The organism is Vibrio penaeicida (genome assembly GCF_002933855.1).
Lineage (GTDB): Bacteria > Pseudomonadota > Gammaproteobacteria > Enterobacterales > Vibrionaceae > Vibrio > Vibrio penaeicida_A.
The window spans coordinates 162,286-186,138 of sequence record NZ_BFAQ01000011.1 but is presented as its reverse complement, the minus strand read 5'-3'; the positions used below and the strand labels follow the sequence as shown (position 1 = coordinate 186,138).

18 protein-coding genes are annotated in these 23,853 nt (G+C 43.8%); 3 read left to right on the top strand and 15 right to left on the bottom strand.

Translation table 11 applies throughout. The annotated features are described in order from the left end of the window. Window positions 1–26: 26 nt before the first annotated feature. From VPNCDNU1_RS04360 to lpxM, 5 genes are all read right to left on the bottom strand, one after another. Entirely contained in the window at window positions 27–1,685 is a 1,659-nt protein-coding gene (locus VPNCDNU1_RS04360) for a dipeptide ABC transporter ATP-binding protein (protein WP_237324083.1), read from the bottom strand. Next, complete coding sequence (locus VPNCDNU1_RS04355) at window positions 1,685–2,605, bottom strand: ABC transporter permease (protein ID WP_104399222.1); 921 nt, start codon at window positions 2,603–2,605, stop codon at window positions 1,685–1,687. Before VPNCDNU1_RS04355 ends, VPNCDNU1_RS04360 begins: the two co-directional genes overlap by 1 nt. 1 nt (window position 2,606) lies before the next feature. Continuing rightward, window positions 2,607–3,614 (bottom strand): ABC transporter permease, encoded by a 1,008-nt coding sequence (locus tag VPNCDNU1_RS04350; RefSeq protein ID WP_104399434.1) that lies wholly within the window; start codon window positions 3,612–3,614, stop codon window positions 2,607–2,609. Window positions 3,615–3,876: 262 nt separating this feature from the next. Continuing rightward, window positions 3,877–6,240: a LuxR C-terminal-related transcriptional regulator gene (locus VPNCDNU1_RS04345; RefSeq protein ID WP_104399221.1), complete on the bottom strand. Its 2,364-nt coding sequence runs from the start codon at window positions 6,238–6,240 to the stop codon at window positions 3,877–3,879. A gap of 192 nt (window positions 6,241–6,432) precedes the next feature. Then, complete coding sequence (lpxM, locus tag VPNCDNU1_RS04340) at window positions 6,433–7,374, bottom strand: lauroyl-Kdo(2)-lipid IV(A) myristoyltransferase (protein WP_104399220.1); 942 nt, start codon at window positions 7,372–7,374, stop codon at window positions 6,433–6,435. A 76-nt stretch (window positions 7,375–7,450) separates the two neighbouring features. On the opposite strand from lpxM, the gene VPNCDNU1_RS04335 reads away from it, so the two are divergent. Beyond that, window positions 7,451–7,885, top strand: a complete 435-nt coding sequence (locus tag VPNCDNU1_RS04335; RefSeq protein ID WP_104399219.1) for an HIT family protein — start codon at window positions 7,451–7,453, stop codon at window positions 7,883–7,885. A gap of 135 nt (window positions 7,886–8,020) precedes the next feature. On the opposite strand, the gene VPNCDNU1_RS04330 is transcribed toward VPNCDNU1_RS04335, so the two are convergent. The 6 genes from VPNCDNU1_RS04330 to VPNCDNU1_RS04305 form a co-directional block, all read right to left on the bottom strand. Continuing rightward, a complete protein-coding gene (locus tag VPNCDNU1_RS04330) occupies window positions 8,021–8,245 on the bottom strand; it encodes a FeoC-like transcriptional regulator (RefSeq protein ID WP_104399218.1) in 225 nt (74 codons plus the stop codon). After that, complete coding sequence (feoB, locus tag VPNCDNU1_RS04325; protein WP_104399217.1) at window positions 8,242–10,515, bottom strand: Fe(2+) transporter permease subunit FeoB; 2,274 nt, start codon at window positions 10,513–10,515, stop codon at window positions 8,242–8,244. Before feoB ends, VPNCDNU1_RS04330 begins: the two co-directional genes overlap by 4 nt. After that, a complete protein-coding gene (locus tag VPNCDNU1_RS04320; RefSeq protein ID WP_104399216.1) occupies window positions 10,515–10,742 on the bottom strand; it encodes a FeoA family protein in 228 nt (75 codons plus the stop codon). The genes feoB and VPNCDNU1_RS04320 overlap by 1 nt, the downstream gene beginning before the upstream one ends. Window positions 10,743–11,697: 955 nt before the next feature. Beyond that, the gene (locus VPNCDNU1_RS04315; RefSeq protein WP_145959436.1) at window positions 11,698–15,102 is read right to left on the bottom strand and encodes a helix-turn-helix domain-containing protein; all 3,405 of its coding nucleotides are present in this window, start codon (window positions 15,100–15,102) and stop codon (window positions 11,698–11,700) included. A 129-nt stretch (window positions 15,103–15,231) separates the two neighbouring features. Next, window positions 15,232–16,584: a murein DD-endopeptidase MepM gene (gene mepM / locus VPNCDNU1_RS04310; protein WP_104399214.1), complete on the bottom strand. Its 1,353-nt coding sequence runs from the start codon at window positions 16,582–16,584 to the stop codon at window positions 15,232–15,234. Then, window positions 16,581–17,642, bottom strand: coding sequence for a zinc ABC transporter substrate-binding protein (locus VPNCDNU1_RS04305; protein WP_104399213.1), 1,062 nt, complete (start codon window positions 17,640–17,642; stop codon window positions 16,581–16,583). The genes mepM and VPNCDNU1_RS04305 overlap by 4 nt, the downstream gene beginning before the upstream one ends. 84 nt (window positions 17,643–17,726) lie before the next feature. Between VPNCDNU1_RS04305 and znuC the strand changes: the two genes are divergently transcribed. Next, window positions 17,727–18,509 carry a zinc ABC transporter ATP-binding protein ZnuC gene (gene znuC, locus VPNCDNU1_RS04300; RefSeq protein WP_104399212.1) on the top strand — a complete coding sequence of 261 codons (783 nt, stop codon included), beginning with the start codon at window positions 17,727–17,729 and terminating at the stop codon, window positions 18,507–18,509. Further along, window positions 18,502–19,287: a zinc ABC transporter permease subunit ZnuB gene (gene znuB / locus VPNCDNU1_RS04295; RefSeq protein ID WP_104399433.1), complete on the top strand. Its 786-nt coding sequence runs from the start codon at window positions 18,502–18,504 to the stop codon at window positions 19,285–19,287. Before znuC ends, znuB begins: the two co-directional genes overlap by 8 nt. A 94-nt stretch (window positions 19,288–19,381) precedes the next feature. Here znuB and VPNCDNU1_RS04290 read toward each other — a convergent pair whose 3' ends face one another. The 4 genes from VPNCDNU1_RS04290 to panP are packed head-to-tail and all read right to left on the bottom strand — an operon-like array spanning window position 19,382 to window position 23,743. Then, window positions 19,382–20,284 (bottom strand): lysophospholipid acyltransferase family protein, encoded by a 903-nt coding sequence (locus VPNCDNU1_RS04290; RefSeq protein WP_104399211.1) that lies wholly within the window; start codon window positions 20,282–20,284, stop codon window positions 19,382–19,384. Continuing rightward, on the bottom strand, window positions 20,274–20,504 hold the full coding sequence (locus tag VPNCDNU1_RS04285) for a phosphopantetheine-binding protein (RefSeq protein WP_101113529.1): 231 nt from the start codon (window positions 20,502–20,504) through the stop codon (window positions 20,274–20,276). The genes VPNCDNU1_RS04290 and VPNCDNU1_RS04285 overlap by 11 nt, the downstream gene beginning before the upstream one ends. Further along, window positions 20,495–22,063 carry an AMP-binding protein gene (locus VPNCDNU1_RS04280; protein WP_104399210.1) on the bottom strand — a complete coding sequence of 523 codons (1,569 nt, stop codon included), beginning with the start codon at window positions 22,061–22,063 and terminating at the stop codon, window positions 20,495–20,497. Before VPNCDNU1_RS04280 ends, VPNCDNU1_RS04285 begins: the two co-directional genes overlap by 10 nt. A 12-nt stretch (window positions 22,064–22,075) precedes the next feature. Beyond that, window positions 22,076–23,743: a pyridoxal-dependent aspartate 1-decarboxylase PanP gene (gene panP / locus VPNCDNU1_RS04275; protein ID WP_104399209.1), complete on the bottom strand. Its 1,668-nt coding sequence runs from the start codon at window positions 23,741–23,743 to the stop codon at window positions 22,076–22,078. Window positions 23,744–23,853: the final 110 nt, after the last annotated feature.

Genomic DNA, 23,853 nt, shown 5'->3' with positions numbered 1-23,853 from the left:
AAAACTCCGTTTTATCTTCCTTTGCCTCACAATAAAGAGGGCTTGCTGTTCTGTTCTTCTTCGCTCAACACCGGAATGGCACGAATCAATTTCCGGGTATAAGGATGGTTAGGTGCTTCAAATACTTCAGCGGGCGCACCTTCTTCCACCACTTTCCCACGAAGCATTACGGCGATCTGGGTGCAAAAATTTCGCATTAGGCTTAAGTCATGTGAGATAAAAATGTAGGTAAGACCTAGCTCTTTATGCAGACGCCTGAGTAGCTCAATCACGCTTTTTTGTACCGACACGTCCAATGCGGAGGTTGGTTCATCCAATACCAATATCCTCGGGTTTGCTGCCAACGCCCTCGCTATGGCTACCCTTTGTTTCTGACCACCTGAAAGATTGCCCGGGTAGAGATCGGCGTGGTGCTCTGAAAGCTCAACCATGTTCAAAATCTCTCGGACTCTCTCGTTCAGAGCGTCCTCTTTTAACCCTGCAATAAACTTCAATGGCACTTCTAAGATCTGTCGCACACTGCGTTTGGGGTTGAGGGAACCGCCGGGGTTTTGGTACACCATCTGTACAGCATGAGAACCATGCTCTGCTTGGTAATCGCTTAAGGTTTGCTCACCAAAATTCAATGTGCCCGAGGTTGGATATTCTAATCCGAGTACCATTCTAGCTACCGTGGTTTTCCCTGAGCCCGATTCCCCCGCTAAACCGAAAATATCCCCATCCCTTACGATTAAAGAGACATCTTGAACTGCGTGATTGGTGTGAATTGGTCGGTATAACAAGTTTCGCTCGGTCACAAACACCTTATTCAGGGCATGAATATTTAGAAGTGGGGATGTATCTGGCCTGAGAGTGGAATACACACTCGGACCATATAGAGGGGGAACAGCAGCAAACAATCGTTTGGTATATGGGTGGCAGGGGGAAGCAAATAAGTTCGCAACTTTACCATGTTCAACAATTCTGCCGTGCTGCATAACGTAGACGTAATCCGAGGCCTGACGAACCACACCTAGGTTGTGGCTGATTAGGAGAAGGGCTAGGTTCTCTTCCTTTACCAGTGTGTTGATCAAGCGGATAATTTCCGCTTGAGTGGTCACATCCAGCGCAGTGCCAGGTTCGTCTGCAATAAGGAGTTTAGTTGGATGAAGTAGGGCCAACGCAATTAACACTCGCTGACGCATCCCCCCTGAAAGTTGGAAGGGGAAACTCTTATATACTCTTTTAACATCATCGAGCTGAACTTTTTTCAGCGCCTCATAGATGGCAAGCCGACGTTGCGCTTTGCTGCGTGACACACCTTCACGTTTATCTACATATTTGAGTACATCATCGAGATGGCTTCCGATGCGAAAAACAGGGTTAAATGAAGACAGGGGATCTTGCTGAATCATGGACATGACTGTCCCTTTCAGCCCTTCCCTTTCTTCTTTACCTAACGTAAACACGGAGCGCCCTTCCACGTCGATGTCACCACTGGTAATTCTGGCCGTTTGCTCTGGTAAGTTTCCTATCAAAGCTTTGCTTGTAACGCTTTTACCCGATCCAGTTTCTCCCACCAGCGCAACGCGTTGACCAGGCTGAATTTGGATGGAGACGTTGTGCAATACCTGCTTTGCAACGCCATAATTTTCAAAACTAACATTCAAGTTGCGGATATCGACCAATGCGCTGTTTTTCATCATCACACCTCCACATCCAACATGTCACGAAGCCCATCACCGAGCAGGTTAAACCCAAAGATGGCATACAACACCGCGGCTCCAGGGAGCAATGCTTCCCACCAATATTCCGGCAAATATTCTGCACCGGATGCCACCATGGTGCCGAGATCAGGTGTGGGTGGCTGCACCCCCAACCCCAAGAAACTAAGTGTTGCGCCAAACAAAATCACAAAACCGGCATCAAGGGTCGCTTTAACCGTGATCGCCCCCATGCAGTTGGGAAGCAACTCTTTCACTAAGATGTGATAGGGGCTGGCACCCGCCATTTTTGCGGCTTCGATAAACTCCTCGGTCATCAAACTTTTCGCTAGGCGATAAACCAGCCGGCAATGCCAATTCCACCACAGAAACGAAATCGCAATCATCGCGTTCGTTAGGTTTGGCTCTAACACCGCGGTAATCGCTAACGCCAACGCCAGAGGTGGAACCGCCAATAACATGTCGTTCAATCGCATGATGGTGAATTCCACCCAGCCCCCCGCATACGCTGCCAATAACCCCAGCGTCACTCCGATGGGAATGGCGATGCCAAGTACGCCAAATACCAGCTTTAAACTGACTTGATACCCAAAGATGACGCGGGTAAAAATGTCTCTGCCTACATTATCTGTACCAAACCAATATTCCGAAGAGGGTGCGAGGTGGCGAGCACGAAAATTCACGTAACTTCCAACCTGTTCGGCATAAGGGGATATCCAAGGGGCGAGTAACGCAGACAAGACCACACTGAGTACCATTAAAGCCCCAATAATGGCCATTGGGTTGGCGGCAAATCGACGCCAGTATTTTTGAAATGAGGTTGTCGTTTGGCTGAACTCGTTGACAGACACTTCGTCTGAGCCGTTTGGCAGTGTGGTGAGCGAGTTGGATTTATGTTCCATGCTAACGGGCTCCCTTCAGTCTTAACCTTGGGTCCACGATGGAAACCAGAATGTCGATGGTCAAATTCGCGATGATGAAGATCACGCCCGAAACTAAGACAACACCCATCACCGCATTGAAGTCGTTGTGCAATATGGTTCTAACGCCATAACTCGCAATGCCCGGCCAAGCGAACACCATCTCTACTACAAATGCGTTCCCAATCAACGAAGCAAACTCCAACCCTAAAATCGTTAAAGGGGCGGATGCGCTCAGCCGCCAAAGATATTTAAAGGTAATTAGGGGCTTTGGAACACCAGCGGCTCGTAATGTATCTACATGTTCACGATGCGCATATTCGATTACGCTGGATCGGGTGATCCGCATGACTTGGGCAATACCAGCCGCTGAGAGGGCAATGCTTGGCAACAGCAAATGAGAAAGCCCATCGAGAAATACATCGCTTCTCCCTGCCAAGAGGCTGTCCACCAGAACGAACCCTGTAGTATTCGCTTCAAAAGAAAGGTTCGCACCTAACCGTTCCAATACAGGCAGGTCAATCACCCCAATACTGGCAAGAAGCTGGAAGATAATGGCCAAAAGGAAAGCAGGGGTAACCACCCCCATCAGGGAGAGCAATCGCGAGCATTGATCTATCCAAGAGTTCTGCCGGTATGCGGCAAGCACACCCAGCGGAATGGCAATCACCGTCATCAGGAAAACGGTGCAAATCACGAGTTCAAGTGTGGCTGGCAAAGCGTTGGAAATATCTCGGGCAACAGGCTGTCCCGTCAGTAAAGAATCCCCCATATCTCCCTGCAACACACCGGAAATATAATTGAAGTATTGAACTGCCGCAGGTTGATCCAGCCCCATTTCCTGACGTAAAGAGGTCACCTGCTCTTCTGTAGCAAGGGGACCCAATGCTATCCGAGCGGGATCGCCCGGAATGAGACGGGCAACAGTAAAAATAATGACTGAGAGACCAAACAAAACAAGTGCAAAGCCTGCGACCCGTTTTGCCAGCATCCTGAACACTTCCATGTGCGGACTCCATGCAACACTCGACATCCTGCCGAATGTTTTTTGTACAGTTCTTACAACTTAACAGTCGTAAAGAATCTTCCACAAGCGCACTAATGGGTAGTTTTTCATATTATTAGGGTAGGATAATCATCGAGATTTCTTGAAATATTGTGTGATAAATGGGCAACCCAACCCTAAAACTTACGTTCAGATATGAGTGATACTAGAAGCTGGGTAGTTATCTATATTTTTAGGGTAGTCAGTATCATACCCAACGTTGCTCACGTGCAATATATAGTAATTGCTGCCGGCTATGACACCCTGCACGCAAATACATTTGCTTTAGATGGTACTTCACCGTGTTTTCACTGATCCCTTGATGGCGGGCAATTTGTTTGTTGGTCATCCCTTCATTCAATCTGGACAAAATCAATGTCTCCTTTGTACTAAAAGGGCCCGAGCGGCGCACTATATGCTCCGATTCATATGCTTTTACTATGAGTGGGATGATACTTTGCACTTCAATAGAAATTTGAGAGCCATCTAAACGAATCGACAGCAAGTTTTTAAGAGGCGGTAATACCCATTCTGATTCCATTATAAATGGCAGTCGTATCCCCGTTTGAATCGCCAGAGTCACCGCTTCTTTTAACGCGGTTTGTGCCAAACCCTCATGATTAGATGCGATATGTAAGCGACAAAGGTGAAGCCGCATAAACACTGAACTCAAACCATCATTTGGTTGATCTGATTCGCGCTCAATCTGAGCAATCAGCTGATGGAGCTCCTTACCTGAAGGCCTATTTTTCCTTGCAACACTGGAGACCTGATTTCGTAAGTGGATCAACTGGAACAATTTGTCCCTGCCGCTGGCGTTATCTCGCCGCTGTGTTTGATAGTTATCGAGTGATTGTTCAGCTTGATGCCAGTGCCCTTGCTGTTGCAACAAATAGGCTTGAATTAATTCAAACTCTCGCGCGTATGAATCCCCCATCACCTGCCAATAATCCGCTTTTAGTGCATCTAATTTTTGACCAGCATGCACACTCCCAGTAGATAGGCTGTCAATTAGAACACCACTCCAGCAATAGTCTTTCATCATACTGGTCCACATTTCACGACCACCTTCGTTTAAACCAGCGCTCTTCCAAAGATCGTAAGCCAGAGATAGGTTTCCTTTGAGCAAGGCAATTCTCGCTTCTTCAAGATAAAGCATATCCTTTTCGTTATAGAGCTCGTCGGCAAAACTCACGGCTTTCAAGCAGTCACGACCTAAATTTACTTGCTGTTGTGCGTCGTCCAGCTTTCCTAATTCAATACAAATATTGGACATGTGCAGACAGATAAAAAATTGTAGATACGGTGCCCTCGCATCGCGATAGGCACGATAGGCGATTTCTCCTGAGATACTGGCTTTTTCGTACTGTTCCAAATCAATATAATTGGCACACAATTCATTATGCAGCACCCCTAAATACATTGAGTTATTGAGAAATATCGGATGGAGTTTTTCCAACTGTTTACACGAAATTTCGGTGGGCTTTGTACTCCTGAAAGGGTCCAGCATGGATTTCATTAACCCGAGGATGGGTTGTTGATTGATGTGTTTTGATTTTATCGCCTCAAACATTGCAATAGCATCGGCGTTATCTCCTGACTTCAGCTTCGACAACATGACAGCCCAACACAGGTAGATATTACCTTCTATGATTGGTGCAGGCATCACCGCCAGTACGGTATTCAATGCTGCGTATCCGTATAAACAACCAAACATACTATCCCCACTTTCTTCAAACCACCGAATGGCGAGATCGTAATTGCTCGACTGTGCAGCTTCCGTAATGGCAAGCGTTGTTCTTCCAGCGTCGTGATGGCTTTTAGCCACTATTCGCATCGCTTGTTGGTGATAACGACCATTTTTTCGGGCAAATTTGCGCAAAGGCTCTTTGAGCATAGGAATTCCGAGCCGTAACTTTCCACCTAACTCTACTTGTAGGATTGGGGATAGTGATTCAATTTCGGACTCAGACAAACCACTTCTTTCCTGAGGGATACCTTCAGAAAACGCTAACGCAACCAGCGAGCGAACCACTTTAAACGGAAATACAGAAAGCAGATTGACCGCTACAAAGTGTTGCCATTGAGAGAGAAACAAGGGTTCGTTCAATCGCTCAGCGTAGTCAACCAAAATTGGCCAGCCTGCGGTCTGTTCATAAAGGGTTTCAGAATCCTTTATACCGAGGCTACGAATTTCTTCGATAGAGAAGAACAAATCTTGGCTACTGAGAATCGCGACATTTTTATAAAGCAAATGAATACTTAGGGAGGGAGGGTGTGCCAGTAAGCCAACACCAAGATAAATTTTTGCTTTTTTGCGTTTGATCTTGGGAAGTTGCTTCAATATTAGATCCAATTGGAACGTATCTTCTTCGTGCCCCGAGTCTATAACGACTCGCTCTCCTTCTCTTAACTCGTCTGCTCCTTGGAAGTGATCTTGTATTTCTACATCCAGAAGCTGAGAGAACATTTCAAGAGTGCGAGTTTTTCCGCTTCCAGGAAAGCCACTTATCAAAACAATGGGAAAGTCTATATCCCTAAGCCTATATAACAACGATTTCCTTTCGTACATGTTCCCTACTTTCTAACCAAAAATTAAGTCACCGCCCGACACGCTATTGAGCAAATGGTTACTTATTAAACTAAAGCAGGATTGACTAAAATACCAGCAAGCTAGTTTTGTTTAATCAACGCACAAGAAAAAGCCCGTCAACTTCATTAAAATCGACGGGCGTTGAGACATTCAGTGGTGGGTTAAGCTGCGCTAATAGAGCTCTGTTCCATCAGGACGGGTGCGGAGTAAGTTTAAAATCCACATATATTGCTCTGGGCGGTCACGTAAAAGTTCTTCTAAAGCATGATTCATCATTCTGGCATCTTGCTCTTCGTCGCCTGTTGGGAAGTTTTCCAACGCGGGTAGAATGAAAAGCTCGAACTTTCCTTTTTCAGCGTTGTACGCTGGAATCATCGGCACTACCTTAGCTCGGCTCAGTTTAGCCAATTTACCAAACCCTTTAAGAGTTGCCTTTTCTGTACCAAAGAAAGGGACAAAAACTGAATTCTCTGCGCCGTGATCTTCATCAGGTAAGTAGTAGGCCATATAGCCTTCTTTGATGGAACGTAAATACGGTTTGATGCCTGAATCACGAGGCACGATACGACCACCGTAACGCATTCGTTGTACGTTCATGAGCCAATCGCCAATAGGGTTTTTTTGAGGTCGAATCATAATGACCACATCATGACCATAAGAAGAAAAGTACATGCCAGTGTAGTCAATTGCCCAGCAATGAGGGACGAGTGCAATGACCTTCTCGCCATTCTCCAACCTTGGAAAAAGATGCTCTCCACCAAACACTTCTCCGCGATTCTGATTGTATTTTTTGCTTCGCACCGTCAACTCTGCATACCCAAGAAAAAACTGCGCCGCGACTTTATACATTTTCTCAAGCAATTGCTGTCTTTCATCGGCTGATTTTTCAGGATAGCAGAGCTCTATATTTTTCTTAGCTCGGCGCAGCGCGCCTGAATTGCGTTTTGAAAAGAAACGAGATAACCAAGCCGCAAATTTGTCGCGTGGACGATGTGGTACAAACGCAAGCAATAAGGCAAATCCAATACCTATCCACGTTGGCCAGTATTTCGGATGCAAAAACGACCATTGAAACTTAGGATCGTATAACTGTTTTTCGATGTTATTGCTCATTCGACCATTAAATCTATCTTTGGATTAGGCGCGATATGATATAACAAAGGCAATTCAAAACAAACGACAGATAACTATGGCTTTTTCACTGCACCCTCAACTAGACAAAGACACCAGTTGCCTTGGCGATTTTCCATTATGTCGCGTTCTTTTACATAGAGACGCCACCGTGCCTTGGGTCATTCTTGTTCCAAGATTCGATGATTTAACCGAGTTGCATCATCTGTCTATGCCCAAGCAGCAGCAATACCTAGTTGAATCTCAATTGATTTGCGAGGCTTTAGAAGCGCTGTTCACTCCAGATAAGCTAAATACCGGGGCACTTGGAAATATGGTGCCACAGTTGCACCTCCACCACATCGCTCGATATAAAAATGATGCCGTTTGGCCAAAGCCAGTATGGGGTAATACTTCAGGTGAATTTAGGGGGGAGAAATCGCAGCTAGAAATGGTCAGCCTGATACAAAACTATCTTTCAAAGTCAGATATTTTCTCTGTCACTTTAAAATAAAATCCGCGTCTAATTAAACGCTGTGTCTGAACAAAAAGCCGCACAGTAAAAGAAAAGGAGCATTCCTTTTAACCCGTTGGTTAAGGTATTGCCCCTTTCTTTTAGCAATCATCTAATTGCTATTGTTAATGCCTGTTATCCGGTAATTACGTTCATGGCAATTTGTTCCGGTCGAGAAATCCAACAATAGCTAACGGTGTGCTCGCCTTTCGCAGATATCTTCGATACTTTGCCTTTATTCATCCAAAACGTCAGCATGGCATCGACACCGTCTTCACTCATGTGAAAATGACGAGCGAGTTTCGACTGGCTTACAGTGCCGTTTTGGGACAAATATTCACTTATCTCCGTCAAAATCATACACTCACCATCTCTGTATTGGTGTGCTGATCATCTCCTGCGCGCTTTAAAAGTAAGTAAGTGAATACGAATATTGAAATGACCAATGCAATCCAAAGCGTACTGATCATCGGGTGATGAGAAAAATGCGTGATCTGATAAAAGAGCGTTGCTCCTCCGTACGCAAGCAGCATGGTCCACGCTGCAATAAAACGCGCAAACTTATGACCAAACTCTCGAACATAAGCTCCCATTGCCGCTACACAAGGGGTATACAGCAAAATGAAGATCAAATAGGCGAAGGCAGCATTTCCTGTAACGAAGTACTCTTTTAGATTGCCGAATATGGAACTGTCCACTTCTTGCTCTTCGGCAACGGCTTGTGCATCGGTAAGATCACCGACCTCAATACCCAGCGGATCGCTAAAACTAAGACCTAACAAGTTTTCTGGGATCGTCATTACCGCCTCGTTCAAACTCCCCCATAGGTCAAACTCGCTTGGTTCTTCTTCCGATGGCGACGAATACAGGTTGTTTAATGTCCCGACTACCGCCTCTTTAGCGAATATTCCTGTGATAATTCCTACAGTAGCTGGCCAATTTTCTTCGCTTACACCAATAGGCATAAAAATAGGTGTAACGATTTGTGCAGCGCTCGACAATACCGATTGTTCACTGTCTTCATTTCCAAATGTGCCGTCTGTTCCTAGTGAATTGAAGAAACTCAAAATGGTGACGACGATGACAATCGTCTTACCCGCCCCCAATACAAAGCGTTTCAGCTTTTGCCATGTTTTTAAAACCACATTCTGCAAGGTTGGCAGTTCATAACTCGGCATTTCCATAACAAAATGCTCACTTGAGCCGGAATATAGTGTGCGCTTTAAGATAAGACCAGTTCCTACAGCGGCAAGAATCCCCAATAAATACAACGCAAATACAATATTCTGACCAGATTCAGGGAAAAATGCTGCTGCGAATAAGGCGTAAACAGGTAACCTTGCACCACAAGACATAAATGGTGCCATGGCTGCAGCAAGTTTTCTTTCCCTTTCTTGGTCGAGTGTTCTCGTTGCCATAACAGAGGGGACATTGCACCCAAAACCTAGGACTAAAGGAACAAATGCTTTCCCCGGTAAGCCAATTTTCTGCATGACTTTATCAAGAACAAATGCTGCTCTCGCCATATAACCAGAGCTTTCAAGTAAAGATAGGAAAAGATAAAGGCAAGCGATCACTGGAATAAAAGTCGCGACCGTTTGAATGCCTCCACCGACGCCATCCGCTAGTAACGTCACCAACCAAACAGGAAGGTATTCATCTAATAGATAATGACCGCCGTCTACCAAAACAGTGCCAACGCCGATATCAAAGAAATCGATAAACGCACTGCCAATATTGATGGAGAACATAAACATTAAGTACATAATGAGGAAAAAGAAAGGAATACCAATCCATCGATTGAGGACTAGGTTGTCTATGGTTTCGGTAGTGCTGTAACTTACCTTTCCAGACTCCTTTCTTACACGTTTGCAAATGTCATGTAAAAACGAGTATTTAACATTAGCCACTTGCAAATCGATGTCGCACTTAATGATATCCATTGATTGAGCTAGTTTCTTACGTTGCTCTTCACTGAGGCTATTTACGATCAGAGGGTCATTACCTAACGCGCGAATGGCTTTGGCTCGTGCTCCAGACTCCGATTGCCATAAAGGACGTAAAGTGGCAATTTCTTGCTCAATATCCTGACTGTATTCTAAAGAAAAGCTTTCTTCAGGAATTCCTTTCACTAACGTTTTGTGTAATTCTTCTTTGAAGCTTTGAACTTGCTGCCAGTTGTTAGATGAAAGCGCATAAACAGGGCATCCAAGCTCCTCTTCCAGCCCTTGTATATCTAGAATTTGTCGCTTGCGAGCAAGAGCATCCATTTTATTAACCACCACGATCATGGGTCTGCCCAGTTCTCGCAGTTGCAATGTCATGTATAAGCTTCTTTCGAGGCAAGTTGCGTCGACAACATTAATGATGAGATCCGTTGAATGAGTCAGAGCAGCTCTAGAAGCTATCGACTCGTCAATACTGTTTGCATCATGAGCGCTGTCTAGTGCATAGATTCCTGGCAGATCGGTCAGTGAAAAATCGTCACCAGAATGCGCAAAATGTCCGGTCTTTTTCTCAACCGTGACGCCCGCCCAGTTACCTACCTGCTGTTTCGCTCCAGTAAGAGCATTGAATAGAGTGGTTTTTCCGCAATTGGGATTGCCAACCGTTAGAATGTCATATTGCATTAGATAGACTCCACTTCAATTTGACGAGCGAGATTATCCCTAATAGCAATAACGACTCCTCTTACTTCTATCTGGAGTGGGTCTCCCATCGGAGCTTTTCTAACAAGTTTTATATGGGTTTCAGGCAACATACCCATAACCATCAATTTTTTATTGAGTTCTTGGCTCAAATCGCCCAGCCCTGCAATCGTAACAGTGCCGCCAATACGCATATCGGAAAGCTTCATCAGTGTAACCTCGACATCATTCTGAATGAGAAACATTATTATTTTTATAAGTAACTATAATTGAACGATGTAACGAAGTGTTGCGCTCAATCAATGTTACCGTTTTTACTGTTCCCACCCATAAAACAACGTCAAAAACGTCACTTTAAACTCCGTTAATATCGTTAAAAAAACCAAGACTTTGATTAATAGTTAAACAACCCACCAACCAATATGAATATTTCACTACTGAGAATAAAAATAAATAACCTTAAATTACAACAAGTTAAAATCAACCAGAACAGATTGTCGGATTTCTTATGTAAACGTGTCGTTAATTCAATAAAGAAATTAAGTGGAGCAAGGCTATAGTTACTCCATCGAAAGGCACTGCCTTAGATAAGAATTCCAGAGGTGATATAGCTTAGCTATATCACTCCGGCAGCAAGCGAAGGTGTCATTGACACCCGTGGTATAGTCCCCCCGGCTATACCACGATATTTTTTTCTTTGTAATCTCCCTAAAGAAATCTCTGCAACAAAATTTCTGCATTCTAGCCACTTTACCTTTACTCTATCCATAGTAACGATTGTTTATCTCATTTATATTTCAGTCAATTATCATTATTCTTGCCATCAAATTTTCCCTGCTAACAAGCCAATGTATGGCTTGTAGAGCATATTGAGTGCACCAGAAGCCCCATTTGACGGAAAAAGCCCTTAGTAACGTTAGGTGAGCGTAGATACACCGAATAGCATGACTCAACGATCGTATTGGGTAAACTCATTACTTCCGAGCACCTACCACGGCGCTCGCACGAGTTAGTACGATTCTTTAAAAAATTCACATCGAGAATGGTTGCTAAGCGCGAGAAAAGAAATGGATGCTATTTGAAGGTAGGTAACGCCCTAAAAGGCTTAGTGGTTTGTGTTGAAGGAATAGAAGGTCTAATTGCAAGAGACAAAGAAGCGCCCCATCAAGCACTTTGATTGGCTTCAATAAATTTGGAGGGTGAGATACCGTAGTGGTGTTTAAATCGTTGGCTAAAATAGGAAGGATCATTAAAGCCTGTTTCGTAGGCAACATCAGACACTTTTTCACCACTGATTAACCGCTGACAGGCTTTCTCTAATCGAATTTCGTTTAGATACTCTTTAAATGTCTTCCCTGTTTGAGATTTAAACTTACGCTGTAGGCTTCGCTCCGATGTATAAATCATTTTCGACATCGGCGCTGTACCGAAGTCAGGGTCGTGATAGTGAGTATCCACTATCTCAAAAACTCTTGATAACCACTGCTCCTCTTCAGTAAGCGGAACCTGTTCTTCCGGAACTACTATTTCTTCTTTAGTTGATGCAGCAAATGTTCTTCCAATGGGTATGTCGAGATCTTCCACCGGTGCATTCGACCACAAGGCATCAATGATGTTGGCGTTGTTGTCTTTTTTCCTAAAGAAACACTCACCGCCACCATATTCAACATATCGTCGTAACCCTTGTAAGCTGGTATCGGTTAACGCACTCCACTCTTCGCCACTGTATTTGTGATTAAAGGAGTTGTAACCCAGCACTTCCTGTTGAGAAATTGGATTACCCGTATCTTGAATCCTGAACCCACATTGCTCATCTTGATTTACCACAACCAATTCAATTTGATCGCCTCGCTTACTTCTTCTGGAAACGTTCGCCAACATACCGTGGAGTACATAGTCCAAATTAAATTGCTCCACATAAACCGAAATTGCAGCTGGAGAGCGATATACGTTTAACTGAACACCTTGCTTAGCCAATTCTTTCTCCCAATGCGCAACCACCGCATCACACACAGAATTGAGTTCATGGCTTGCTTTAGACTCACCTTGAGATTTGGCACTGAGATCAACGATTTGTTGTAATAGATAAAAGGCTTTCTTGAATTGACCTGACTCAGCTCCAGATTGGCATATGTCTTCAAAAACACCTTTCGTCTTAACAGCGAGGTTATCAATGTAGGTTTGGCGAATATTAATTTGTCTTTTCAATAACTTATTACTATTTACCAACATGTCACTCTGGTGTTTTAGCTGGCTTGTTCTCAGTTCTACCTTATCTCTCAATGCTTTGTTAATTCGACGTATTTGACGTGAACGCCACAATACAATTAACCCTGCAAAGACAATCAAACATAAAATCACATAAGCGATAAACCAACCGGACATATACCAAGGGGTTGAAACAACAAAAGAAAAACTGGACCCCTCTACTTCAAGCTCGGATTGTGAGGATGTACGAACTTCTAGCTCGTATTCGCCTGGCAGTAGGTAATCAAAGGTTAATTGTGAACCTTGAAGGGATATCCAATTTTCGTTTCGATTTCCTAAAAGTCGATACTCCAAACTCCAAACGTCAAAATCAGGTAATACGCCCACTACGAATGAAAGGTTTTTGCCATGCGGTACTTGATATTGCTTACTGCTATCGGGAGCAAATTCAAAAGGCTTTCTGTCTAAAAGGACCTGACCAAACTTAACTCGGCTCAGAGGTAACTGTGTGGCTTTCAACGCCTTCTCTGATGTCATTATAATCCCGAGCTTGGAACCAAATATTAAATGGTCACCATTTGGACCAACCGAGCATACATCTGGCAAAAACTCATTATTTATCAGTCCAAAAGGGGCACCATAGTGATGAAGCAGTTGACCTTCATTGGAATAAAAACTGAGCCCTTTGGATGTAGACAACCACATACCATTAGCCGTAGAAACACTGCAAAGCGGTTTAATATCCGCTTCAAAAAGCGGCACAATTCGCTGAACAAGAGTCTCCGGGTTATAAAGGCTTAATCCTCTGCTGCTAATTCGCCATGTTTTACCGCCAACAGTTTCAGACATATCGAGTGTTCTCGCCAGCAGTGTTTCACCACTGCGTTCAAACTGTAAGCGCCCATTGGCGTAATAATAGAGACCATGATCTGTCCCTATCCAAACGGTTCCAGTCGAAGACGTATAAAGGTGAGTGATTTGTGTTGGGAAGTATTGTTTCGCCACCCAATCAAATCCAAAATTCTCCGTTACTTTACTGTCGGGTTGATAGCGAATCAGACCTTCTGCAGTCGCCACCCAAAGCATACCGTTTTTATCAATAGTAACTCGATTGATTACTCTTTGATTTAATTGGCTAGGTAACATCTCGCTTTCAAGCGCTAACGTCTCTAGGTTAAACTTTCTTAGCCCATCAGACATTGCCAACCACAAAAATTTCCCCTGCTGCACCAAATCATTTACACACCCTTCAAGCAATCGCTTGGGGTAATGCATGTTCTTGGGGTTTAGAAGATAAAACCCTTGATCTGTTCCAATCCAGTGAGCGCCATCTGAAGAGGTGAATACTTGCTTGATGTTACCCAATCCTAAGTGTTGGGAAGAAGTACCAAAACGCACACGTTCAAACAATCGGCTGTAAAGAGAGTAATAATTGATCCCCTTGTTTGTCGCAACCCAAACACCACCTTGACCGTCATTGTATAAGTCGTATACGTGATCACCGGGTAAGGCGTAATCATCTTGATAATTAGATGATATATGGTCGGTTTCACCGGTTAGGAAATGATAGATGTATATCCCATTTTCCGTGCCTAACCAGTAGGACGTATCCGTTTCTTCAATCGCCAGAACATGAGAGCTTCCAATCACTTTAAAACTTCTCGATTCATTATCAATGGTAATGATCCGAGCACCTTGAAGTGAACCAACTATGAGTTCTCTGCGTTTTTGAGAAAAGTGGAGAGATTCTATATGGTGCTTACCAGACGAGCGGATATGGTAAAACTTCTTGCCTTGGTTGAAATAAACGCCAGAGGACGTTCCCAAAATCCACCGGTCAGAAACATATTTTGCGTCATTGACTATCACACGCTTCTGACTATTGCTTTGGTAAACAAATGAAAGGGGATACTCAATAACCGAGTTGTCATCCAAATCTAGTGTGTAGAAGTTTTCAGCGGTTGCAGCCCATACAAACTTATTGCTAACACCCAGTTTCAGTATTCGGCGATTGGCAGGAAGAGCGGTAATGAGTTCTTGCGGAAAGTTAGGCTTAAACCGGAATATTTTATTGTTTTCTGAGAACCAGAAATACTGCCGACTGTAGGCTACTTGAGAGAGTTTACGTTCAAAGACACTGCCAGATCGGGGAAGAATATGCTGACCGTCGAAAAACCTCAGCTGCCCATGAATATCGTGAATCCAAAGCCCGCCATCTGGACCCGATATTAGATTTTTTGCGGTAAGAGACTGCCCTTGCATCTGAAATGGCAAGGGATAGAAAATGGAATTGCTCTCATGAGCTCGCAAGCTTTGACTGACGACAAGCAATATTAATATGAGTACGGATCGCGTAATCAAATCCTTCCCTTTTTCTAAACCGGAAAAACTCCATCACCAATTTAAGATACTGGTAATTTTGAGTAACTTGATAAGTTATACGAATTATGATGAATAAAAAAGGTGCAGCGAGGTGCACCTTTCATTTATCTAGATCTGATCACGTAAAATTTGTATGACACTACCAGCATTTTCTTTAAATTCCGGTAACTTAGACTTAGGCACATCCGATGCTTTCGGCAGTTGTACCTTCATTGCATCAACTGGGCGTGAATTTTTGATCAACTCATAGTGGAGGTGAGGACCTGTAGAGCGCCCTGTATTTCCACTTAAAGCGATTTTTTGACCACGAGTGACGGTATCCCCCACCTTTACCAAAATTCGGTGTAAATGCAGATACCTTGTGACGTACTCTCGACCATGCTTAATGACCACATAGTTACCCGCTAAAGGATGACGGCGAGCTTTTACCACTTTGCCATCGCCGGTAGAGTAAATAGGAGTACCCGTTGGTGTGGCAAAATCGGTTCCATTATGGGGAGACACACGTCCCGTGACCGGATGCTTTCGATGGGGATTAAAACGAGAACTGACTCGATATCGCTTATTGGTTGGCAAGCGATCAAATGCCTGCTCTAAGCTTTGACCAGATGCGTCGTAAAAACGGTTGTCGTCAAATTTAACAGCGGTGTATTCTTTTCCACTATTCACGTACAGCAAAGCTTTTACATCACCTCTGCCTACGGCCTTACCATCGATAAATTCTTGCTCGACCTGAACAGCGAATTTGTCACCTTTACGCGCCAAGCGCCCAAAATCAAACTTCCATTGCATTGATTTAACAATAGTCGTGATCTGCCCTGGTGATAACCCAGCATTCAATGCCGACTGATAAAAGCTTCCAGATATTCGCCCTGTAACCAAAACAGGTTTCAATTCTCCGGAATTTTCCAATCTTTGATATTGGTACCCTGAATCACCAAGCGTATAGAGATCATACTCTTTAGCATTGCGATCAATGCGCAATTCATCTAAGCGACCATCAGCATCTAACGTCCACGTTAACGTCATTCCGGGGCGAAGCCGTTCAGCAGCCTTATTTGTATTAATAAGCGCGTACATATCATTGAGTTTCAGACCGTACTGCTCAAAGACCGTACTAAGCAGCTCCCCTTTCGCAACGACATGTGAGTGACTCGGCTCTATTGCATTCGCCAACTCTTCTTCAAGTTCGTCTTTAGGGGCGGAAAACTCAGGAGCATTGGAATCTATTTGAGCACCTAGGGGTTCACTGTTTTGATCTGAAAGTGCCATGGTTTGTTCACTTTCAAGATCAATTTCAACTCGTTCTGAGGGTATAGCGGCAGGTTGTGATGAAATAGAAACGGAGCTTGGGCGCCAAAACGATACACCGATGGTCAATATCGTTAGGCTTAGAATAGTAAGTTTGTGCTTTTTAGGTAATCGCTGCCAGTTTTTGGCAGCGATATTTATATTTTTCATTCAGATAAACAGCTAGCGAATTGGGAGCCTAATGACTTTAAAAAGTCGAAATACGCCCCAGACTGCACTTTGATATTCACCGCTAGTGGATCAAGTTCGCCTTTATTCACACCTGTCCCACGCGTCACGGAGGTCACTACAGCTGGGGTAAATTGAGGCTCAGAGAATACGCAATATGCATCTTTAGATTCAAGCTTTTTACGTATTTTGTTTAAGGTTTTTGCTCCTGGCTTTCGCTCAGGGCTAACAGTGAAATAGCCTAAATTGTTCAATTTAAAGTGATTTTCAAAGTAACCATACGCATCATGAAAAACAAAATAGCCGTTATGGCGTACAGGGGATAACTTGGCTTCTAACTCTGCGTTTGTTTTATTTAAGTTAACTTCAAACGCAACCAAGTTATCTTGATAGCGCTTTGCATTGCTTGGATCAATCTCAGATAACTTGTTTGCAATGGCGGTAGCTGCTTGAAGAGCTTGATCCGGACCCAACCAAAAATGCGTATCGTATAAGCCATGATTATGCCCTTCATGTCCGTCATGTCCGTCATGTCCGTCATGTCCGTCATGTCCGTCATGTCCGTCATGTCCGTCATGTCCGTCATGTCCGTCATGTCCGTCATGTCCGTCATGTCCGTCATGTCCGTCATGATGATCGTGACCTTCATGGTCGTCGTGATCATGATGTTTTTCGTCATTGTGATGTGCTTCATCTTTATCACATCCACAATCACCATATCTTCGCAACTTAACTTCAGGCTGCTCTTGAAGTGCAAAAGCACCAGAATGGCTCTCCATTACACCAGTCAGGAAAGTTTCCATATCTTCACCGATCCAAACTACTAAATCTGCTTTTCTGATCTTTTTTATGTCAGATGGCTTCAAAGCATAGTCATGAGGAGAAGTATTTGTAGACAGCAGAACGTCTGATGTGGATACTCCCTGCGTAATTTCATTGGTAATTAGTTGAACCGGTTTTATAGAGCTTAAAACGTTAGCTGCGCTGGCGATAGAAGGCATCAACCCTAACAACAAAAATACATGACCAAAACGTGGCATTTTATCCTCTGAGTATTCAGTACTTGGCGTAAATGGGGGTAAATGTTACTTTATAACACATTAGCATTGCAATAGCGGTTTATAATGACTCTCCTCGCTTCACTCAAATCTATACGGGTACAATTTGGTGATAAACCCGTTCTCGACAACATCAATCTAGATCTACACAAAGGTCAAATTACGACATTAATTGGTCCTAATGGAGCGGGGAAATCAACATTAGTAAAAGTACTGCTTGGACTCAACAAGCGCTTTGATGGCACATTATCATTTACAGGTAAACCCAAAATAGGGTACGTTCCGCAAAAACTCAGGTTAAATGATACCCTTCCTCTTAGCGTTGAACGATTTCTAAAGCTTGCTGGGAAATACAGCAAACAAGAACGGCTAGAAGCCTTAAAACTGGTTGGTGCTTCCCATTTGTTGAATAACAATATGCACCGGCTGTCTGGTGGTGAAAATCAACGTGTTTTATTAGCAAGAGCATTACTTCAAAGACCTGAGCTGCTTGTTTTGGATGAGCCTGCACAAGGTGTTGATGTACAAGGTCAAATAGACCTTTATAACTTAATTGACCATTTGAGACATCGATTTAACTGTGCCGTGTTAATGGTGTCGCACGATCTGCATCTTGTCATGGCCAAAACAGATCATGTGGTGTGCTTGCATCACCATGTTTGCTGCTCAGGCACACCCGCTGCCGTTAGCGAACACCCATCTTATATTGCGCTGTTTGGTCATCGTAGCCGAGAGTCATTAGCTTTTTATCAGCACGATCATCACCACCATCATGATCTATCTGGCGATCCTGTCGCTGGAGACGCAGATGCATGTCAACATAATCAACACGGTCACAAACATGATTGAGTTCCTTCTCCCTTCTATTCTCGCTGGTATTGCAATCGCGCTTATTGCTGGTCCATTAGGGTCTTTTGTCGTCTGGCGTAAGATGGCGTACTTTGGCGATACCCTTGCGCACGCTTCGTTACTGGGTTTGTCTTTAGGGTTTTTGTTGGATATCAACATTTATCTGGCATTGGTTATTTGCTGTATTGCACTGGCAACCATTTTGGTCACGCTTCAAAAACAAGAAGTTGTTGCGACTGATACGTTACTTGGTATTTTAGCGCATAGCTCACTATCACTAGGGTTAGTGGCAATCAGCTTTTTCGATAATGTACGTGTCGATCTAATGGGGTATTTGTTTGGTGATCTACTTGCGGTTTCTCCACAAGATTTAACCTTCATATTTGCTGGTGGGGCTTTCATTGTCGCAGCGCTAATGTATTTTTGGCACCCTCTGCTATCAAGCAGTGTCAATGAAGAACTCGCAAGCATTGAAGGGATTAACACTGACTTCATGCGCCTTGTCTTGATGTTGCTGGTGGGTGTTGTCATTGCGGTAGGAATGAAGTTCGTTGGAGCACTTTTGATCACTTCACTTATGATTATCCCGGCCGCCGCTGCGCGCAGATTTTCACGTACACCAGAGCAAATGGCGATTCTATCTTCGGTGTTTGGTGTTACTGCTGTACTGTCTGGTCTATCATTTTCATGGAATTTGGATACGCCTGCCGGACCTTCCGTAGTGATTAGTGCAGCCATTATTTTTATATTGGCTCAATTCAAAAAAGTAACGCACTAAGCGATTATCTCGAAGGAACTGCAATCACGATTCATGATCAAAACAGGGAAGCCTCGCTTCCCTGTTTTAGTTTCCTAATCTAGCTATAAAACCATTACTTCCAACGATTGTAATGCCATATCCATTGCGTTGGGTTCTTTCGAATGACTTGCTCTAGGTATTCCATTGTCGTTTTGGCTTCCGCCTCCATTCTCGCTTTCCCAAATAAATCCTCTCTTTGAGGTAATTTGTCAAAATACAACGACTGTTTTTGCTTACCTGACAAAGTGTGGTGAAGATACGCCGAACAACCCAACTTTTGCGCAATAAAGAATGGAGTGGTTGGTACCTGTGTATCAAAACCGAAGAACTGAGTGCTGACACCATCGGCTCGAAGATCCATGTGAAACACAACCCAACGTCCTTCTGAAATGGCTTTGACTAACCCTAGGATGCTATTACTGCCGCGCTCGACAAAGGGAATGTCTAATTCTTCTGCTACCGTCTCGATGATCGTATTTTCAGTTTCTCTTTTTCCATCTTTACCGGCACCAAAAATCGTTTCGGTTGGTACACCTTTCTTATTCAGATACCAAGTTACCGCATCATAAATTCCGGTATGTGGGCATAGGATGACACCGCCCTTACCTTGCTTAGCTTCCTCGACAATGCTTTTAAGTCCATCATCAGATTCGAAAATGTGAGCATTGAGATGACAAACGCCCATCAAGTTCATCAGTGTTTGCTTCGCGGAGGCTTTTGATATCTGCTTTCGCCAATTGACATCACTTTGCGGAAACACTCGACGCAGCCCTTTATCTGCGGTTTTAAATCGACCTACATGTAAAATCGGAGCGAGTACACTTGCCATTGTCTTTTTGAAAAAGAAAGGGGTACGGATAAAAGCACGAGTTCGGCGAACAACTTTCTCTTGTTTTGCTTTATCTCTTGCAACATTGTCGCTTGCGGCATTTATTCCCTTATTCTTTTTTGTATTATCAAAAGCCTTAACTGTCATGCAGATTAAACCAATCCAATACCTGACGAATCGTTGCGCTCAGATCAAAGTCCACAGACATAAGATCCATCGACAGCCCAAACTCACTTTCAACGTTGGTTATCAGATCAATAAAGGAGAAAGAGTCAACGTAATCGAAGAATGAATCATGTTCAGCAACAAGAGTGCCCGGTGCCACTAACTTAGAAATATAGGCATTGATAAAGTTCTCTATTTGCATGCGCTTAGTCCCTCTAGTTGTTCATAAAGTGCGTTTATATCAGTCTTGCCATTAATGTTTCTTGGCATGTTTTTTAACGCAAAGATTTGCTTTGGCGAAATTGCCCTTGGCAGGTAGTTGGAAAACTGTTTTATGATCTCAGGCTCATCCAATTCACCATCCGATTGGAAAAACACGACGACACCATTGGCGTATCCGGCACGGCTTAACGGCCAAGGCACCGCTGCAACAGTTGATAGACGGCTTATCTTTCGAGCGACGGTTTCAATTTCTCCAAGTTCGACCCGATGCCCAGCAATTTTTACTTGATGATCGTTACGACCAAGGTGGTGTAATACCCCTTCCCGCCATTCCGCTAAATCGCCTGTTTTATACCAAAGCGTACTTTCGTTATCGTGGAAGTAAGCTCGCTGAGTATTTTCTTCATCGTTCCAATACTTTCCAGCCAGCTGTACCCCTTTGATATAAAGCTCCCCTTTTAACTCTCCGCTAAATTGGTCTATTAGCTGCGGCTGGTTATCTGAATCGATGATAGCTAATGTATTCTTTCTAAAAGGGAGCCCTACGGGTACGGAAGTTCTATGTCTATCGACTTCAGGTTGGTAAGTGTGTGCTGTAACCGTCACACTGCACTCTGTAGGACCATAAATATTCACAACTTTCTGCCCAGTCGCTTTCTGCCATTTATCGGCAAGATCTGTCGCTAATGCTTGACCACAAAAAATGCTCAGTTTCAAAGAAGGCAAAGAATCAGGCGCTAATTCATCACGTTGAAGTGACAAATCAATCACAGAAGGAACTGACAACCAGGCTGTGAGTTGGTAGTGACGAATAAATTGAATCGGATTGGTTTTAAGAATTTCGGGGATACAATACAAACACGCGCCGTGCATCCAGGCAGAAAACATATCGTGTACTGAAAGGTCAAAACTGAGATCCGAAAACTGAGCTACTCTGTCGGACTTTGACAAAGGAAACGCGTTTTGAATGTTTTCCAAATAACTGGAAAGGTTTTGATAAGAGATTGGGATGCGTTTTGGCTTCCCCGTTGACCCTGACGTATGCATGATATAAGCAAGCTTGTTCTCGCTAATCTCACTTAATGAGGTCTCGCTCTCTTTAGTATCATCAACCAAAATAAATTGGTGATCGGGGAAGTCGTTTTGCCACTTCTCGACATCAACATCTTTCTCGAAAATGATCGTCCAACGGGTAGAGGTGCAATCGAGCATTTCTCTCAGTATTTTCTGATGCCCAACATCACACGCTATCACTTGCGTTTCGGTGTCCAACATTATCTCAGTCAATTGCGCTGGAGATTTTTTATTGTTCATCGGAATCCAAGTAAGACCCGAAAAATAGCAACCTATAACGCTTGCATACGCAAACAAGCTACGATGCGCAAGAACCGCCACTTTTTCAGAGGTGTAATGGCAGCAGCTTTCACTTATCAAATGTGCTTTTTCTACCAGCTCTCGGTAACTGTAATATTGATTAGCAACCCAAAGAGCTGGCTCATCGGCCGACTCTAGCATCGCTTGGAAAATGTGCTTTCTCATGATGATATTCTTCTATTTATACCGAGTATTTAGGGGCTTCTGACCATCAAAGGTTGAATGGACGAAATGATTAAGGTCAGCGAGTTCTGCACTTTCTGACGCAATCCGTTCTTGCTCACACAAAATAGCGTCTAAGTGTTCAATGCGGGTTAGCGGGTTGGCCAACACCACCCGAAATACCGTTCCTTCTAACGTCTTTCCTTCATTGACGAGGAGTTTGGTACGAGAGACGAAGCCTTTACCCGTATCCCTTTGGGTTTCTTGAATGTGCTGATTCAAACGATCGAGCAATTGGTACGCCACGCCCCTTTCACTCACTTCAAGGCGACCAACAAGGGCTAAGATACTTTTAGGAGCATATCGGTAAGTAAAAATGCAAAGTGTTGGAGTGCTCGTGAGTTCAAAATTGGTATTTTTTTTCACTTTACGTGAAAACTGATGGGCTATATGGATGCTTCCATCCACCAGCTTTGCTATGCCCTGCTTGCCCAATAGCGCTAGATTTGAAGCCACTAACGCAGCAACCGCACCTCGAGAGCCTTCAACCGTATGCGCCCCTAAATCATCAGAGCCTTTTCGAATAATATAGTTAGCGTGGTGAGATATAGCTTGCGTGGCTAATGGGTTCTTGAATAGGACCATGCCAGCTCCCATGGGAACATAGAGCTGCTTATGTGCATCAATCGTGACTGAATCAGCCAATTCAATTCCTGCAAACAAATGCTTTTGTTTGTTTGACAACAAACTGGCTCCCCCCCACGCGGCATCAACGTGGAAATGACAGTTTTCCTGATTGGCGATATCACCCAACTCTTCAAGCGGATCAATTGCCCCTGTTTCAGTCGTACCAGCGATCCCAACAATCGCCATGATTTTTACGTTGTTACGCTTTAGATCTGAAATTTTTGATCGCAGATCCGATATACACATTCGTTGAGCAGAATCCGTATCTACGACGACTAAGTTACGCTTCCCTAACCCCAGTAAGTCAGCGGTTTTTTTTAAGGAATAATGCCCAGCGCTTGAAACTAGAATCGCTAAATCATCATAAGGGCTCTGTTTAAGCGCTTTCATAAGCCCTATTTCACCCACATCAGCGTTGAGTGCTCGATTTCTGGCGACCCATAAGGAAGATAGGTTAGCGACCGTTCCTCCTGAACAAAAATGCCCAAGGCTTACATCGGAACCCAAAGCATCTGAGCTGAGCGAATTGATATTCTTGGTCAGAGAAAAGCACTGAGAATGAAAAAACGCAATGACGTCTTTTTCTAGCTGAGTGAACACATTGGATGTTTCAACCTTAACGACATTTTGATTCGTAGCCGCTAATATTTTTGCCATGGGTAAAATATGTTTGGGCAGTGCTGAGGTCATATGACCAATAAAATCAGGGGAAAAAACAGGGGCACTGCAAGCAAGCAGGCCCTGGATAAAATCACAAAAATCTTCGGCTGTTTGGGGGGAGTCAGATACTTCAAATGAAATCCGTTTTTCTGACACATCAGCCGTAGGTGTTTTGCGAAGGAAGTATTCGTAATCTTGTTGCAAGTCATGTTCGATTATGGTGAGACAAGACACATCGGTTTGGCCGTTGAAGAAGTCTTCGATACGGATTTCTTTTGTTTGCTCACTTGATACTTCAAGGGCGAGTTCAGGCGTATTCGAAGAGAATTCCAGCATGGCTAAGCAACCTAATGTTTAAAATTCTGAAAAGTCAGTAGTTCGACGGAATACTACGAACTACTGACTGTTAAATCAGTATTTTCAATTAAACAATACGCTTAGCTTAT

Excerpts from the sequence above, each read along its gene's own strand:
- VPNCDNU1_RS04285 (WP_101113529.1), bottom strand. The coding sequence starts at position 20,504 with ATGCAAATAGAGAACTTTATCAATGCCTATATTTCTAAGTTAGTGGCA.
- VPNCDNU1_RS04360 (WP_237324083.1), bottom strand. The coding sequence starts at position 1,685 with ATGATGAAAAACAGCGCATTGGTCGATATCCGCAACTTGAATGTTAGT.
- VPNCDNU1_RS04280 (WP_104399210.1), bottom strand. The coding sequence starts at position 22,063 with ATGAGAAAGCACATTTTCCAAGCGATGCTAGAGTCGGCCGATGAGCCA.
- lpxM (WP_104399220.1), bottom strand. The coding sequence starts at position 7,374 with ATGAGCAATAACATCGAAAAACAGTTATACGATCCTAAGTTTCAATGG.
- VPNCDNU1_RS04345 (WP_104399221.1), bottom strand. The coding sequence starts at position 6,240 with ATGTACGAAAGGAAATCGTTGTTATATAGGCTTAGGGATATAGACTTT.
- VPNCDNU1_RS04335 (WP_104399219.1), top strand. The coding sequence starts at position 7,451 with ATGGCTTTTTCACTGCACCCTCAACTAGACAAAGACACCAGTTGCCTT.
- VPNCDNU1_RS04320 (WP_104399216.1), bottom strand. The coding sequence starts at position 10,742 with ATGAAGCTTTCCGATATGCGTATTGGCGGCACTGTTACGATTGCAGGG.
- VPNCDNU1_RS04350 (WP_104399434.1), bottom strand. The coding sequence starts at position 3,614 with ATGCTGGCAAAACGGGTCGCAGGCTTTGCACTTGTTTTGTTTGGTCTC.
- mepM (WP_104399214.1), bottom strand. The coding sequence starts at position 16,584 with ATGAAAAATATAAATATCGCTGCCAAAAACTGGCAGCGATTACCTAAA.
- znuC (WP_104399212.1), top strand. The coding sequence starts at position 17,727 with ATGACTCTCCTCGCTTCACTCAAATCTATACGGGTACAATTTGGTGAT.
- VPNCDNU1_RS04355 (WP_104399222.1), bottom strand. The coding sequence starts at position 2,605 with ATGGAACATAAATCCAACTCGCTCACCACACTGCCAAACGGCTCAGAC.
- VPNCDNU1_RS04305 (WP_104399213.1), bottom strand. The coding sequence starts at position 17,642 with ATGCCACGTTTTGGTCATGTATTTTTGTTGTTAGGGTTGATGCCTTCT.
- znuB (WP_104399433.1), top strand. The coding sequence starts at position 18,502 with ATGATTGAGTTCCTTCTCCCTTCTATTCTCGCTGGTATTGCAATCGCG.
- VPNCDNU1_RS04330 (WP_104399218.1), bottom strand. The coding sequence starts at position 8,245 with ATGATTTTGACGGAGATAAGTGAATATTTGTCCCAAAACGGCACTGTA.
- feoB (WP_104399217.1), bottom strand. The coding sequence starts at position 10,515 with ATGCAATATGACATTCTAACGGTTGGCAATCCCAATTGCGGAAAAACC.
- VPNCDNU1_RS04290 (WP_104399211.1), bottom strand. The coding sequence starts at position 20,284 with ATGACAGTTAAGGCTTTTGATAATACAAAAAAGAATAAGGGAATAAAT.
- panP (WP_104399209.1), bottom strand. The coding sequence starts at position 23,743 with ATGCTGGAATTCTCTTCGAATACGCCTGAACTCGCCCTTGAAGTATCA.